The 13,460-nt window shown below is 38.7% G+C and carries 13 protein-coding genes, 1 pseudogene, 1 riboswitch and 2 other annotated features; of the genes and pseudogenes, 7 read left to right on the top strand and 7 right to left on the bottom strand.

The annotated features are described in order from the left end of the window. Nucleotides 1–84 precede the first annotated feature (84 nt). The 5 genes and pseudogenes from BW727_RS08485 to BW727_RS08465 all read right to left on the bottom strand — a co-directional run bounded on the left by BW727_RS08485 (nucleotide 85) and on the right by BW727_RS08465 (nucleotide 4,644). The gene (locus BW727_RS08485) at nucleotides 85–1,266 is read right to left on the bottom strand and encodes an amidohydrolase (protein ID WP_062471629.1); all 1,182 of its coding nucleotides are present in this window, start codon (nucleotides 1,264–1,266) and stop codon (nucleotides 85–87) included. A gap of 16 nt (nucleotides 1,267–1,282) precedes the next feature. Then, a pseudogene (locus BW727_RS08480) lies at nucleotides 1,283–2,012 on the bottom strand (MetQ/NlpA family ABC transporter substrate-binding protein). 25 nt (nucleotides 2,013–2,037) lie between these two features. Further along, nucleotides 2,038–2,868 (bottom strand): MetQ/NlpA family ABC transporter substrate-binding protein, encoded by an 831-nt coding sequence (locus tag BW727_RS08475; RefSeq protein ID WP_062471626.1) that lies wholly within the window; start codon nucleotides 2,866–2,868, stop codon nucleotides 2,038–2,040. A 22-nt stretch (nucleotides 2,869–2,890) separates the two neighbouring features. Then, nucleotides 2,891–3,571 carry a methionine ABC transporter permease gene (locus BW727_RS08470; protein ID WP_418268863.1) on the bottom strand — a complete coding sequence of 227 codons (681 nt, stop codon included), beginning with the start codon at nucleotides 3,569–3,571 and terminating at the stop codon, nucleotides 2,891–2,893. Beyond that, a complete protein-coding gene (locus BW727_RS08465) occupies nucleotides 3,568–4,644 on the bottom strand; it encodes a methionine ABC transporter ATP-binding protein (RefSeq protein ID WP_062471620.1) in 1,077 nt (358 codons plus the stop codon). The genes BW727_RS08470 and BW727_RS08465 overlap by 4 nt, the downstream gene beginning before the upstream one ends. 62 nt (nucleotides 4,645–4,706) lie before the next feature. Further along, nucleotides 4,707–4,948, bottom strand: a binding site (T-box leader). Nucleotides 4,949–4,990: 42 nt separating this feature from the next. Continuing rightward, nucleotides 4,991–5,252 (bottom strand) — a binding site (T-box leader). 203 nt (nucleotides 5,253–5,455) lie between these two features. On the opposite strand from BW727_RS08465, the gene BW727_RS08460 reads away from it, so the two are divergent. Then, the gene (locus BW727_RS08460; RefSeq protein WP_062471616.1) at nucleotides 5,456–5,887 is read left to right on the top strand and encodes a pyridoxamine 5'-phosphate oxidase family protein; all 432 of its coding nucleotides are present in this window, start codon (nucleotides 5,456–5,458) and stop codon (nucleotides 5,885–5,887) included. 75 nt (nucleotides 5,888–5,962) lie between these two features. After that, nucleotides 5,963–6,063, top strand: a riboswitch (THF riboswitch). A 33-nt stretch (nucleotides 6,064–6,096) separates the two neighbouring features. Continuing rightward, the gene (locus BW727_RS08455; protein ID WP_062471613.1) at nucleotides 6,097–6,642 is read left to right on the top strand and encodes a folate family ECF transporter S component; all 546 of its coding nucleotides are present in this window, start codon (nucleotides 6,097–6,099) and stop codon (nucleotides 6,640–6,642) included. A 52-nt stretch (nucleotides 6,643–6,694) separates the two neighbouring features. On the opposite strand, the gene BW727_RS08450 is transcribed toward BW727_RS08455, so the two are convergent. After that, on the bottom strand, nucleotides 6,695–8,059 hold the full coding sequence (locus BW727_RS08450) for an HD domain-containing protein (protein ID WP_062471610.1): 1,365 nt from the start codon (nucleotides 8,057–8,059) through the stop codon (nucleotides 6,695–6,697). Continuing rightward, nucleotides 8,043–8,885 carry a lipoate--protein ligase family protein gene (locus BW727_RS08445; protein ID WP_062471608.1) on the bottom strand — a complete coding sequence of 281 codons (843 nt, stop codon included), beginning with the start codon at nucleotides 8,883–8,885 and terminating at the stop codon, nucleotides 8,043–8,045. Before BW727_RS08445 ends, BW727_RS08450 begins: the two co-directional genes overlap by 17 nt. A 155-nt stretch (nucleotides 8,886–9,040) precedes the next feature. On the opposite strand from BW727_RS08445, the gene BW727_RS08440 reads away from it, so the two are divergent. The 5 genes from BW727_RS08440 (at nucleotide 9,041) to BW727_RS08420 (ending at nucleotide 13,388) form a co-directional block, all read left to right on the top strand. Further along, nucleotides 9,041–9,472 (top strand): YwiB family protein, encoded by a 432-nt coding sequence (locus tag BW727_RS08440; RefSeq protein ID WP_062471605.1) that lies wholly within the window; start codon nucleotides 9,041–9,043, stop codon nucleotides 9,470–9,472. Between the two features lie 45 nt (nucleotides 9,473–9,517). Then, nucleotides 9,518–10,093 (top strand): DNA-directed RNA polymerase subunit delta, encoded by a 576-nt coding sequence (gene rpoE, locus BW727_RS08435; protein WP_062471603.1) that lies wholly within the window; start codon nucleotides 9,518–9,520, stop codon nucleotides 10,091–10,093. Nucleotides 10,094–10,224: 131 nt separating this feature from the next. After that, on the top strand, nucleotides 10,225–11,547 hold the full coding sequence (locus BW727_RS08430) for an APC family permease (protein ID WP_062471600.1): 1,323 nt from the start codon (nucleotides 10,225–10,227) through the stop codon (nucleotides 11,545–11,547). A gap of 142 nt (nucleotides 11,548–11,689) precedes the next feature. After that, on the top strand, nucleotides 11,690–12,547 hold the full coding sequence (fba, locus tag BW727_RS08425; protein ID WP_062471597.1) for a class II fructose-1,6-bisphosphate aldolase: 858 nt from the start codon (nucleotides 11,690–11,692) through the stop codon (nucleotides 12,545–12,547). Between the two features lie 79 nt (nucleotides 12,548–12,626). Then, nucleotides 12,627–13,388 (top strand): AAC(3) family N-acetyltransferase, encoded by a 762-nt coding sequence (locus tag BW727_RS08420; protein WP_062471594.1) that lies wholly within the window; start codon nucleotides 12,627–12,629, stop codon nucleotides 13,386–13,388. Nucleotides 13,389–13,460 lie beyond the last annotated feature (72 nt).

The following is a 13,460-nucleotide window of genomic DNA, read 5'->3' as shown; positions in this document are numbered from 1 at the left end:
TTTAATACAAAACCAAAAAGATGATTGAGTTTTTGAACTCATTCATCTTTTTGGTTAGCTGAGATATTTTGTCCCAGCCTCTTTTTATTGATTAGATAAATAGTTTAAAGCATAGCTGACGTGAAGCTCAGCGGCATGAAGTAAGCCTCTCTCATCGATGTCAAATTGCTGGTGGTGATGACTAAAAGCTGTTTCTTGACTACTCTGAGTTCCCACAAAGCAGTAAACACCTGGTGCAACTGCTAAAAAGTCAGCAAAATCATCTGCACTCATACTTTTTGGTTCGTCTTGAATAACATTTTCTGCTCCAACAATCTTAGCAGCTACTTCATAGGCAGCTTGTGCAGCATCCACATCATTTATTAAAGGAGCTGCTGCATCATAGTTAGAAAATGAAACCTCTGTCCGATGTGCTTGCGCTGTTAAGCGTGCGATTCTTTCTACTGCCTCTAAAACGTGAGCTCTCACCTTGGAATCAAAGGTACGAACCGTACCTTCTATAAACGCTTCATTTGCGATAATATTGTAATTCGTACCTGCACGTAAAACGCCAATTCCAAGTACGACTTCATCGCTGGGTTTCGTTTCGCGGGAAACAATGGTTTGCAGTTCGCCTACAATTGCAGCTGCGCTTACCAAAGCATCTCGTCCAAGCACGGGGTTGGCAACGTGGCTGCTTTTACCATGGACTGTGATTTTAAAAATATCACAAGATGCATTAGAAGGTCCTGGCGTTGCAATGATTTTTCCTAGCGCATGACGAGAACTGAGATGCAAACCGAACACATGATCCACATCATTAACAAAACCACCACGGACGAATTGACGGGCTCCAGCTCCAATTTCTTCGGCAGGTTGAAAGGCAACCATAATCGTTCCTTTAATCTCGTCTTGAATATCTTTCAAAACGTGAACAGCACCCATTAGAGCGGCGATATGGCCATCGTGTCCACAAGCATGATTAACGCCAGCGTTAATAGAAGTGTACGCTTGTCCGGTTAAATCATCCATTGGTAGAGCGTCGATATCCGCTCGTAATAAAAGTTTTTTACCGGGGCCCTTTCCACCTTCTAAAGTAGCTAAAACACCTGTTTCACCAACAGATTGATAAGGAAGTCCAAGATTATCCAACTCTTCTTTAATTCGTTTAATGGTCTCATATTCTTGTAAGCTCAATTCTGGATGCTGGTGGAAATGACGGCGTAAATTCGTGATATAAGCTTCTTGGTCACTAATACGTTCATGAATTTTTGCTTGTGTAATCATGATTTCCTCCTTTTTGTTACTCCCAAATTGGAAATTGCGAACCTTTTGAAGCTTCTTTGATAACGGCAGCAGTCGCATCGGTTTGGTAATAAGCGACAATTGTTTTAAAGGTATCTTTATCAACATTATCAGGGTGTGCTGCAATAACATTGTAGTAAGGAACGGATTCTTCTGTAACAGGCTCTAGAAAAATAGCGTCTTCTGATGGGAAAAAGCCAGCGTCAACGGCCATGCCACTGTTAATCACAGAAGCATCTACATCTTCAAGTGCTCGTGCTGTTTGAGAAGAGTCCAATTCTTCAATTATCAGATTTAAAGGATTAGCAGTGATATCATCAACAGTAGGGGCTAATCCCGCTTGCGGATCCAATGTGATTAAGTCAGCCGTTTCAAGTAAGCGTAGCGCACGCCCTCCATTAGATGGGTCATTAGGAATAGCCGATGACCTGCAAATCTTGATCAGCTGTTTTATTAAATTCATCTAGAAAAATTTCGGTCTGAAACGCATTTAAATCAATGGAACCATCTGCTAATGCTTTGTTAGGGGTCGCGTAATCTGTAAAAGTTTGCAGGTTAAGTTGAATGTTCTCTTTTTCCATTAATTCATCAACGACATATTCCCATACCTCATTATTTTCACCTACAACACCAAGTGTTACTTGGTTGATATCTTCATTATTCGCACAAGCAGTTAGAAATAAGCCACCAACGAGTAAAAAATGAGACAAAAATTTCTTTTTGAACATTATGGACACCTCGATTTTTTATAACTTAATCCCAAGCAGGAACATCGTTACCACTTGTCGCTTCTTCCAATAGAGCTGCCGTTTCTTCAGTTTGATAAGCTTGGACTACTTTTAAATAAGTTTCGTTCTCAGCGTCCTCACTACGTGTGGCAATAACATTTTTATAAATTTCATTAACTTCAGAAATATTATCGGTGTCTAAGAATAAAGCATCCTGACTAGGATTTAATCCCGAATCAGTTGCAAAATTGGTATTAATAACGGCTGCATCTACATCGGGTAAGGTACGTGCTGTTTGAGCGGCATCAATTTCAGTAATTACCAAATTTTTAGGGTTTTCACTAATATCACTTAAGGTTGCCTCTGTACCAGCAGCTTCATCAAGTGTAATTAACCCCAGTGACTGTAATAGCAGTAAGGCGCGTCCACCATTTGTTACATCATTCGGAATAGCAATTTCAGCCCCATCTGCCAAGTCCTTATAATCGGTTACACGATCTGAATAGAGACCAAGTGGAGATACATACGTAAAACCAATGGGAGTTAAATCACCATCGTTATCCTCATTAAAGGACTCTAAATAGGCGACATGTTGGAACGCATTTAAATCAATATCACCAGACTGTACGGCAAGATTTGGTTGTACATAATCACCAAACTGTTCAATTGTTAAATCAACCCCATCATCTGCTAGACGCTCTTTAACATTCTCCCAAACTTCGACCTCTACCTCACTGACAACTCCTACAGAAACTGATTCAGATCCTGTGGTTGACTCCTCAGAAGTACCCTCTGATCCACAAGCTGCTAAGAAGAGTGCCAAACTTGCTGTTAAACCAATCATTTTTTTATTCATTTTTTTTCCTCTTTTCTCTTTTTTAATGACTTACTTTTTTAACAAGATAATTACCAATTGCTTGACTAATAAAGACAATAATTAAAATGAGTACAGTTGCGACGAATATGACATCACTTTGGTAACGGTTATAGCCGCGTGATATTGCTAAATTCCCGAGACCACCGCCTCCAATGGCACCTGCCATAGCGGTCAAACCGATTAAGTTAATAATCGTAACAGCAGAAACACGGATAATTGAAGCTAATCCTTCTTTTAGGTAAACCCGAAAGATAATATCCAAATTACTCGTTCCCATTGCTTGCGCTGCTTCAACGATTCCAGGGTCTACTTCCAAAAGGGCGTTTTGAATTTGCCGTGCGAAGAAGGGAACGGTTGAAATAACTAAAGGAACCAAGGAGGCCGTTGTACCAATTGCCGTTCCAACCACTAGGCGTGTAAAGGGATAGATAAGCGCGACCAAGATAATAAAGGGTAGAGAGCGGAAAATATTAACCACTTTATCTAAGATATTATAAAGAACAGGATTCGCTAATAATCCATTCTCATCTGTAACCAGTAGGACAATGCCTAACATGATTCCGAGTAAACCGGCAATTAATCCCGTTGCAAGGGTCATATATAGGGTTTCCCATAAACTTTGCCAAACAATATCCCAAATGGGTGTGACGTTCGGTAATAATTGATCAAGAAATGACATTATTCATCTGCTCCTTTCATATAACGTTTTGATTTTATTATTTCATAGCTTATTGTTTCAACGGAAACATCGTTCGTTTGTAAATAAGTAATAGCTTGGTTAATCTTTTCAGGTAAACCAGAAAGTGTTAATAGAAGCGTTCCAACCGGAACATCTTGTAAGATTTCGACGTTTCCAAATAATATATTTGCCTCAACTTGAAAATCATTACTTAATTTCGCAATGAGCGGTTCTCCTGTTGAACCACCTACGAAGGAAAGTTTAACTAGCTCATCATCTTTATCTAAGTTTAATAAGGTTGGATGCGTCAAGACAGTTTCTATTCCTTGATCAACATGTGTAGCCGTATTTATGAAATCTTTGGTCAATTGATTTTGTGGATTTGTAAAAATATCTAATAAAGAGCCACTTTCAATAACATAACCGTCTTCCATAACAGCTACTTTATTACAAATTTCTTTAACAACTTGCATCTCATGTGTAATAATAACAATTGTTAAATTCAATTCTTTGTTGAGTTTCTTTAATAATTCTAGAATCGATGAAGTTGTCTTTGGATCTAATGCACTAGTTGCCTCGTCACAAAGTAATACTTCGGGGTCATTCGCTAGTGATCGTGCAATGGCAACCCGTTGTTTTTGCCCGCCCGATAATTGTGAAGGGTAGGCACTTGCTTTATCAGCTAACCCAACTAATTCTAAAAGGTTGGTCACTTTATCCGTTACTTCTTGACGGCTTAAAGTTGAACGTTTAAGTGGAAAGGCAACATTATCAAAAATCGTTCTAGAAGCCATTAGGTTGAAATGTTGGAAGATCATTCCAATTTTTTTACGTGCTTCACGAAGTTCAGCTTGATTGAAATCAGTTAGCACTTGGTCATTAACGATTACTTTGCCTTGACTAGGTCGCTGCAATAGATTAATAGTTCGAACTAGAGTACTCTTTCCCGCTCCACTGTAACCGACGATGCCATAAACATCTCCTCTGTTAACCTGAAGTGATACGTTTTGAACAGCATGAATACGTTGCTTTTTGTCACCTTTAAATGTGACATCGATATTTTGTAAGTCAATCATGTTTTCTTCCTCATTCCTTTAAATAATAAAACACCCATCCCGAATACGCTATAAATAAACGATTCAAGGACGAGTGCAGAAGCCTTCGTGTTACCACCTTTGTTTAGATTATCCTCATGGAAAATCTCTCATGAAGTGGTTATCCCACTCCTACGCTGTAATGGGCGTACCCATCAAAGACTTGCAAACGTGCTCGTCTTTGCCACTCTGAGGCCATTTTCCCCTTGCTCTATCTGCTTGTTTTCACCTGTTCAAGCTCTCTGTGAGATAGAAACAATGGTACTTTCCTCTTCTATGCGTTTATCTATAAAATAAAAAAACTCGTCCTTTCTACACATTATGTGTTAGAAAGGACGAGAGTAAAGTTTAATCTCGTGTTACCACCTTTGTTTGTAAAAGGATTGCTCCTTGTACCTTAGCCAGTACCCTCTATAAAACGAGATAGATACTGTGACACTATAACGGGCGTTCCCGTCTTGACCTAAAGCTATGCATTCGGACAAGCCACTCTGAGACCATCTTCTATCATTCTTTCCTTGCTTGCTTTCACCTGACCAAGCTCTCTATGGAAGGACTTCTTGATATACTCTTCTCTTCAACGTGTTTTTCAATGAACTAACTATAACCAATTTCTCATTTTGTGTCAATAATGAATTTAAATTTCTAAAATGATCTTCAACTGCAAGCCTATTTCCTCTTGTATTTGTTATAATAGGTAGGTAGGTGAGAGATGCGAACTTATAAAACGGTTAGTCATGTGAGCTGTTTCTCAAACTTTTAACTATAAAATACGTTTATAAGGAGTGTTAGGATGGAATTAGAAGATATTATGGGCGTTTTACAAGAAAAAATGAAGGTTGCTGTTTTTGCGACAGTAGACCAAGACAATCAACCGCACGCGCGTCATGCACATATTGGTGTTGCCAATAGCAACGGTGTTTTTTTCATGACTAGTCCCAAAACCAATTTTTATCAACAACTCACTCATAATCCTAATGTGGCCATCACAGCAATGTCGGAGGATGGCTATTTGATTCAAGTAATCCGGATTGAAGGGAAAGTAAGAGAAGTTGGGAAAGAACTATTAAAAGAAATGTTAGCAGATAATCCCTACGTCAAACACGTTTACCCCGAAGATAGCGATCGCCAAAAAGCACAGGTTTTCCAACTTTATGAAGGAGAAGGTTTCTACCACAGCATGACTCAAGGCCATCGCTACACCTTTAAAATTAATGCAGAATAAATAGATTTCACTTGGTATCTTGTATGTAATTCATGTTTATCGTAAGATAGGCTTAATCCTGTAATGGGAAATATTAACAGAGTAGAGAATAAAGCGTTAAGTGTCGGTAGGATGGGATGTTGCCACCGAACGAAAAATGAGAAATCATTTGCGGTTTTGTTCTCGCATTCGCTGCATTTTTTGTAGCGACTCTAAAAGGAGTTGCTGTCATGTTTAAGAAGTTCTCAAATCAGTTTTCAGCGAGAGATATTGCTGTGATTGGTTTAATGATTGCGATGAAAGTTGTATTAACACGCTTTCTTGCAATTGAAACGCAGTTTGTTCGCGTTGGTTTTACCTTTATCCCTACTATATTGCTAGCGATTATGTATGGGCCAGGTATTGGTTTTTCCACGGGGGCAACAGCTGATTTATTAGGTTTCTTCCTTTTTCCAAAAGGATTTCCCTACTATCCAGGGTTTACGCTTTCAGCTGCTATTGCGCCGGTTATTTATGCCCTTATTCTTTATAAGAAGCCATTAACTGTCACGCGCTTATTTGTAGCGAGTTTGTTAGTCACGGTCTTTGTGAATGTGGGTTTAAATTCTTTATGGTTATATATCTTATATGATCAGGCTTTTTGGGCCATCTTACCAGTGCGTCTAGCTCAAAATGCACTGTCTCTGCCTATTACAGTTGCAATTATGTATGGAATAACAGGGAATTCGTCCATCAAACGCGTTTTATCTGACTATCCTATTAAATGGCGAGCATAATTAGTATAAGCGTTCTGAAACGGGAAATATCCACCGTTTCAGAACGCTTATTTTATTCGGAAATAATCGCTTCGTTTTCAATATAACTTCTAAATTCTTCGGCTAAATTATCAAAAAGATTAACACCGCCGGCAGAAAAACCATGCGTAATTTCGCGTGGGAAGTACAAGCGCTGGTCACCACGAACTTGACCTGTTAGGGATGAAACAATCGCACTCGCTTCAGAGAGTTCAATCATTTGACCGTTTTTTTGAATAAATTCAATCTGTGTACGGCTGCTGATTTGCCCAGGACGATAGAGATCATAAGGCAAATCAAAACTGTTATTTGTTGACGTGTAATAATCAGGGTTATAGCCCATACGCTGAATCAAAGACTGCAACTCTTTGACACGTTCAGCGTCACGTGTGTTATCAAAACGAACGGATTTAAAAGGTTTTCGGTTCAAAAAGCGGCTAGCTAAATCACTTAGCGTCGGATCCACTTCATCAATCCAATGACTAAAATAAGTGGTCAGCACTCCGTCATCAAGGCGCAGATAATCTGCTAAAGTCCAGTTTTGTTTAAAAAAAGGTTCTAAGAAAGAGGTCGCATAGATAAATTCTTGGTCTTCATCTAAGTAGATATCTTTAGCTCGTTTCATAAGATGATATAAAACGACTTCCATACCACGAGAAACTGGATGGAAATAGACTTGCATGTACATTTGATAGCGACTAACCACGTAGTCCTCGACTGCGTGCATGCCGGAAATATCAAAAATGAGACCATTAGTATAAGGGCGAATAACACGTAGAATTCGTGTTAAGTCAAAGGTTCCATAAGTAACCCCCGAATAATAAGCATCTCGTAATAAATAGTCCATCCGGTCGGCATCAATTTGGCTCGAAATCATTTGAACCACTTGTGGATTTGGGTAGGTTTTAGAAATAACCGATGCGACTTGTTCAGGAAAATCAGTGCTTATGGAGCGAAGGATTTGGTTCACTTCCGTCTCTTCAGATAAGATAATGGCAATTGTGACCACTTCGTGATCGGTATTAAAAATTTTTTCAAAGGTATGCGAAAATGGGCCGTGTCCTAAATCATGTAAAAGTGCGGCGCAAAGGGTAACCAATCTTTCATCATCATCCCACAAGCCGTCTCCCTTTTCTTGACTGGGATAATTCCGGACAAATTTATCACAAATCCGGCGGGCTATTTCGTAAACGCCTAGGGAGTGATTAAAACGCGAATGTTCCGCCCCATGGAAAGTGAAAGAGGAAGTTCCAAGCTGTTTAATGCGACGCAAGCGTTGGAATTCACGACTATCAATCAACTCCATAATAATACGGTGTTGGACGTGAATATAACCATGAACCGGATCACGGAAAACTTTTTCTTTTGCTAATAGTTCGACATTATGGAAGCTTTTCATTTTCTCTCTCCTTAGGCAAAATTTTCTCATTGCGTTTAATCATTTTATCGTAAGCAAGGTTGTATTCAGTGAGAAGTTCCGAATCATATACATTTCTATCAAGAGGTGTGACCGTATTTTTGATGACGGCTTGTGTTAAAAGGTCTTGGACAGCTTGAATGGTTAACTTGGGATCTAGTAGTTCTGTTAAATTAGCCATGGAATCAGGATTAACATCGGGATAATGCCATCTTGTTTCCTCGCCTTTTAGACTGGTTTGATAAAAGTTTCGAATCACTTGGCCGCGTTCTTGTTGGTTCCCATCAACGCTTAAGTAAATCATCACACCGATTCCTCTTCTAAAACGGCGCTGTGCGATGCCTGCGAATTTTTTCCCGTTGATACTTAAATCAAACGTTCCAGGACAGTATGAATCAGTAATTTCATAGGCTTTAATTTCTTTTCCATAGGCAGAAAAGGCCTGGCGGACAATGGCAACCATCATTTCATAACCATCATCAATTGATAATTTCTTATTGTCTGGTTCAGCGATTATAAAAGAGAAGTTTAAAATACCAGGATCAGAGATAACGGCTAAACCGCCGGAAGGGCGAACGACAACTTCGTAACCCTCATTTTCTAAACTTGAAATACCATCGGATAAGTAGGGTAACTTAGTGTCCATCATTCCTAGAATGACCTTCTTATCGGTTGGCCAAAAATGGAGCATGGTTTGCTCTGGATGTTTATTTACTTGACGAATTAAAGCATCCGCTAAAGCAAAGTGAAAATAAGAATCTTTCTTCATCCTGTCAGGAATCTGATCATATATAAGGTAATGTGTCATGCTCATCGTCCTATCTTTAATGTATTATTTTCTTTATTATACCAAACATTAACTCCGTCATTATAAAAAGCGTTTTAATTTGAGGTGCTTTGTTGACCTTATTGAAGTGAAAAAGTTATACTAAGGAAGAATATAAAGGAAAGGGCGTTGTCAGGTTGTCTATAAAAAAAGGAACACTGGTAGAATACCGCATGGAAACAATCGTCAAGCAAGAAGGACAAGAAGAAATTTTTCTTTTTGAAGGACAAGGTCAAATTGTTGAGATGGGGGAATGGCTCTACCTGCGCTATACAGAAGCTGAAACGACTAACAAAGTAACCATCAAACTATCTCGAGCGGGTATGATGACGATTATTCGTCGCTCTGGTTCTGACTTATTATCCCGTATTTCTCTTGACTCCAATAAAAAAGGGAGTGCTCAAATCCCAACGCAAGCAGGTATGATTGAAATACAGACCAATGCTCAAAAGATGCTACAAAATTATCAAGAACAACCATTCTCAGGACAGATACAAGTGGTGTATACTATAGGTACTAAGGAACAGATGCTTGGAAATTATGAATTATCATTGCAATTCACTACCTAATTATTGTATGATTAGGAGTAAAGTTTTTGAAAGGACGTGGCATAATTGAAACTAACAAGATTAGATGGTATCAATAAAAATGAATTATCCATGATTGAAGTAGCGCACGAAATTTTTGAAGAAACGGGTGAGGTTCTAGATTTCAATGATCTGTTAGCAAAAGTACAAGACTATATTGGTCTATCTGAAGCAGAGCTTGAAGAGAAAATGACACGTTTTTATACGAATTTAAATATTGATGGTAGTTTTATTTCTTTAGGTGAAAACCGTTGGGGACTACGCTCTTGGTATCCGATTGACTCAATTGATGAGGAAATTTTATCTACTATTGACGAAGAAGAAGTTCAAGTTCGTCGTAAAAAGCGTAAGAAACTAAATGCTTTTGCAACCTCAGAGGATGACGATGTCATTGACTACAACGATGATGACCCTGAAGATACTTTCTCTTCTGATGAAGATGAAGACGATGTGGAAGTAGACGAAGAGGAAGTTGAAGTTGAAGGCGACGACTTAGATGCAGATCTAGATGAAGATTTAGATGACGTACCAGAAAGTATCGAAGAAGACCTAACGATAATTGAAGATGAAGAATTAGAAGATGAAGAAGAGGAAGAAGAATAAGCCTTTTTCTAAAAAGACGATATTTTTTTGACTTTGAGTAGCCTCAAAAAAATTAGACTTAAAAATCTAGTTTTTTTGAGGCTTTTTGCTTGTCTACTCATAATTAATAGAAAAAAGAGATGGTAAAAAACATGAAAAAACCAGAACTAAAGAAAGATATTAATGGAATGACCGCTTTAACGGTATTAATTGGTACCGTTATTGGAGCGGGAATATTCTTTAAACCAACTGCTGTTTATTCAGCGAGTGGAGCACCAGGAGTGGGTCTGTTCGCTTGGTTTGTTGCCGGAGTGATAACCATTGCGGGCGGGTTGACCGTTGCAGAAATTGGGACGATTTACCCACAAACAGGGGGAATGCTCGTATATTTGGAAGAGGTTTATGGAGAGTTTTGGGGCTTTTTAGTTGGCTGGGCGCAAATTGTTATTTACTTTCCAGCTAATTTTGCTGCTTTAGCGATTATATTTGCGACGCAAGTTGTTAACCTGTTTGCCTTTACACAAGAATCTACACTACTAATTGCAATCGGTACGGCTATTTTTATTGCTTTAACTAATTTTTTAGGCAGCAAATATGGTGGTGGAATCCAGAATGTTGCAACGGTTTTAAAAATGGTTCCTCTTTTTATTATTATTATAGCGGGTCTCTTTTATCCTGGCGGAGGAACAGAGCGACTGTTACCTTTCGCTTCTGATACCCGTGCCTTCTTCCCTGCTTTTAGTGGCGCTTTAGTAGCGACACTCTTTGCGTATGACGGTTGGATGAATGTGGGTACTTTAGCTGGTGAGATGAAAAACCCTGGTAAAGATTTACCTCGCGTGATTGTAGGTGGGTTATCCATTGTAATGGCTGTCTACTTGGCGATAAACGTTGCATATTTATTTGTTGTGGACAGTACAACGCTCGCTGAGACAGCAACACCAGCTGCAACTGTAGCAAGCAAACTGTTTCCTGGGATGGGCGGGAAGTTTATTACGATAGGCATTCTCATCTCAGTTTTCGGCGCTATGAATGGTTACTTTCTTTCTGGTATGCGTCTTCCTTACGTTTTAGCTCATAAAGGGATGCTTCCTTTTGCTGATTGGTTCGGACAAATTAATCGTAGAACCTTGGTTCCTACTAATGGAGGTATTTTTATCTTAGTTATTTCTATTGCGATGATGCTAACGGGATCATTTAATCAATTAACTGATTTAATTGTTTTTGTAATTTGGATTTTTTCTACAATGACATTTTTAGCAGTGATCCTTTCACGAAAACGCGAGCCTGAACGCTATCGCGCTTACCGGGTTCCTTTCTATCCATTTATTCCCCTGTTAGCAATAGCGGGCGGATTATTTATTATGATTAGTACGCTACTAACACAACCTTTAAATTCTTTTTTAGGACTAAGTTTAACCTTACTAGGATGGCCGGTTTATCATTATAGTCAGAAAAAAGCGAATATTGGTTAAATTAACTAAAAACGCTATAAAGAAGCGCTTTCACTCTAAGATATCGGTGATAATGGTAGTATTTTCACAAATTGTTTGTTAAAATAAAGGAGTTAGTGAGTCCAAACATAAAAAATGTTTGTAATATCAAGGAGGCAGAAACATGAGTCGTTTAGTAAGTATGACAGAAATGTTAAACAAAGCTTTAGAAGGTAAATATGCAGTAGGGCAATTCAATATTAATAACTTGGAATGGACGCAAGCTGCATTAGAAGCTGCTCAGGCAGAAAATTCTCCAATTATATTAGGAGTTTCAGAAGGTGCTGCTAAATACATGGGTGGACATTTAGTCGTTTCATCAATGGTAAATGCATTACTAGAAACAATGGATATTACTGTACCTGTTGCTTTACATTTAGATCATGGTTCAAGCTACGATAGTTGTAAATCAGCAATTGATGCAGGTTACTCCTCAGTGATGATTGACATGTCACATTATCCAATCGATGAAAATATTGAAAATACAAAAAAAGTAGTAGACTACGCACATTCTAAAGGTGCCTCAGTTGAAGCTGAAATTGGAACAGTTGGTGGGACTGAAGATGGTGTTACTGGTGGTGTTCAATATGCGGATGCACAAGAAAGCTTGCGCATGGTACTAGAAGCAAAAGTTGACGCACTTGCAGCCGCACTTGGTTCTGTTCACGGTCCATATTCTGGTGAACCAAAACTAGGTTTCAAAGAAATGAAAGAAATTTCTGACTTAACACATACACCGCTTGTTTTACATGGTGGATCAGGAATTCCTAAGCACCAAATTGAAAAAGCTATTGAGTATGGCCATTCAAAAATTAATGTTAATACTGAACTACAACAAGTTTGGACAAAAGCTGTTCGTGAAAAATTAGCAGCTGATGCAGACGTTTACGATCCACGTAAAGTCATTGCACCAGGTAAAGAAGCAATTGTTGAAACTGTCCGTAAAACAATGAATATTTTTGGTTCAAGTAACAAAGCATAATAAATGATTTAACAATAACTACTAAAAACCGAAGCCATTTGCTTCGGTTTTTTAATAATGTACAGAAAGGAGAGCCTAAATGTATACAAAAAACGAGCTATTAAGCCAGCTAGGGGCAATGGGAATAGACCCTCAAGGGAGTCTATTGGTTCATTCTTCCTATAAAAGTATGGGGTCTGTAGAAGGGGGACCTGATACTGTTTTAGATAGTCTATCTGACTATATGCAAAATGGTCTCTTGATTCTACCGACCCATACATGGAATTATATTAATGCAGATAACCCAAATTTTTACGTAGCGGACTCACCGTCAAACGTCGGAATATTAACAGAGCGTTTCCGCAAACGCCCAGGTGTCTACAGATCCTACCATCCAACTCACTCAGTAGCTGCTTTAGGTAAAGATGCGCAAAGTTTCATCCAAGGTGATGAGACACACGATACGCCATGTGCGCGTGGTTCGTCGCTTGGTAAGCTACTAGATCGGAAGGGACAAATTATCTTAGTTGGTGTAGACTTAACTAGGAATACGTTTATTCATGGGATAGAAGAATGGAATAATGTTCCAAATAGAATGGCCGATACTCATGAAGCCCTCTATACCATACTACCAGATGGCACTAAAATTTCTGTTCCTTCACGTCGTCATAGTGGTTTATCTTGGTCTGAACATTATTGGAAAGTAGATAAACATCTCTTAGCAACCGGAGCCATGTGGTTAGGAAAGTTTGGAGACGCTGAAGTACGTGTGTGTGATACGGTTAAAATGACAGAAGTTATATCGGACCTGTTAAAAAAAGATCCGGATTTATTTTTGGAGAATCAACCATTAATAGATTAAAGAAAAATTATTGACAATTTTTGGTGCTGGTTTGTTATCATAGAGGCAAGTAAAAGGATGAATAAAAGTGAG

This window comes from Jeotgalibaca dankookensis (assembly GCF_002005405.1).
Lineage (GTDB): Bacteria > Bacillota > Bacilli > Lactobacillales > Aerococcaceae > Jeotgalibaca > Jeotgalibaca dankookensis.
This window is presented reverse-complemented; position numbering and strand designations above follow the sequence as displayed.

Coding starts and splice junctions, on each gene's coding strand:
- BW727_RS08460 (WP_062471616.1), top strand. CDS start 5,456: ATGGAATTAGAAGATATTATGGGCGTTTTACAAGAAAAAATGAAGGTT.
- BW727_RS08420 (WP_062471594.1), top strand. CDS start 12,627: ATGTATACAAAAAACGAGCTATTAAGCCAGCTAGGGGCAATGGGAATA.
- BW727_RS08465 (WP_062471620.1), bottom strand. CDS start 4,644: ATGATTGACTTACAAAATATCGATGTCACATTTAAAGGTGACAAAAAG.
- BW727_RS08445 (WP_062471608.1), bottom strand. CDS start 8,885: ATGACACATTACCTTATATATGATCAGATTCCTGACAGGATGAAGAAA.
- BW727_RS08430 (WP_062471600.1), top strand. CDS start 10,225: ATGAAAAAACCAGAACTAAAGAAAGATATTAATGGAATGACCGCTTTA.
- BW727_RS08475 (WP_062471626.1), bottom strand. CDS start 2,868: ATGAATAAAAAAATGATTGGTTTAACAGCAAGTTTGGCACTCTTCTTA.
- BW727_RS08455 (WP_062471613.1), top strand. CDS start 6,097: ATGTTTAAGAAGTTCTCAAATCAGTTTTCAGCGAGAGATATTGCTGTG.
- BW727_RS08450 (WP_062471610.1), bottom strand. CDS start 8,059: ATGAAAAGCTTCCATAATGTCGAACTATTAGCAAAAGAAAAAGTTTTC.
- BW727_RS08485 (WP_062471629.1), bottom strand. CDS start 1,266: ATGATTACACAAGCAAAAATTCATGAACGTATTAGTGACCAAGAAGCT.
- fba (WP_062471597.1), top strand. CDS start 11,690: ATGAGTCGTTTAGTAAGTATGACAGAAATGTTAAACAAAGCTTTAGAA.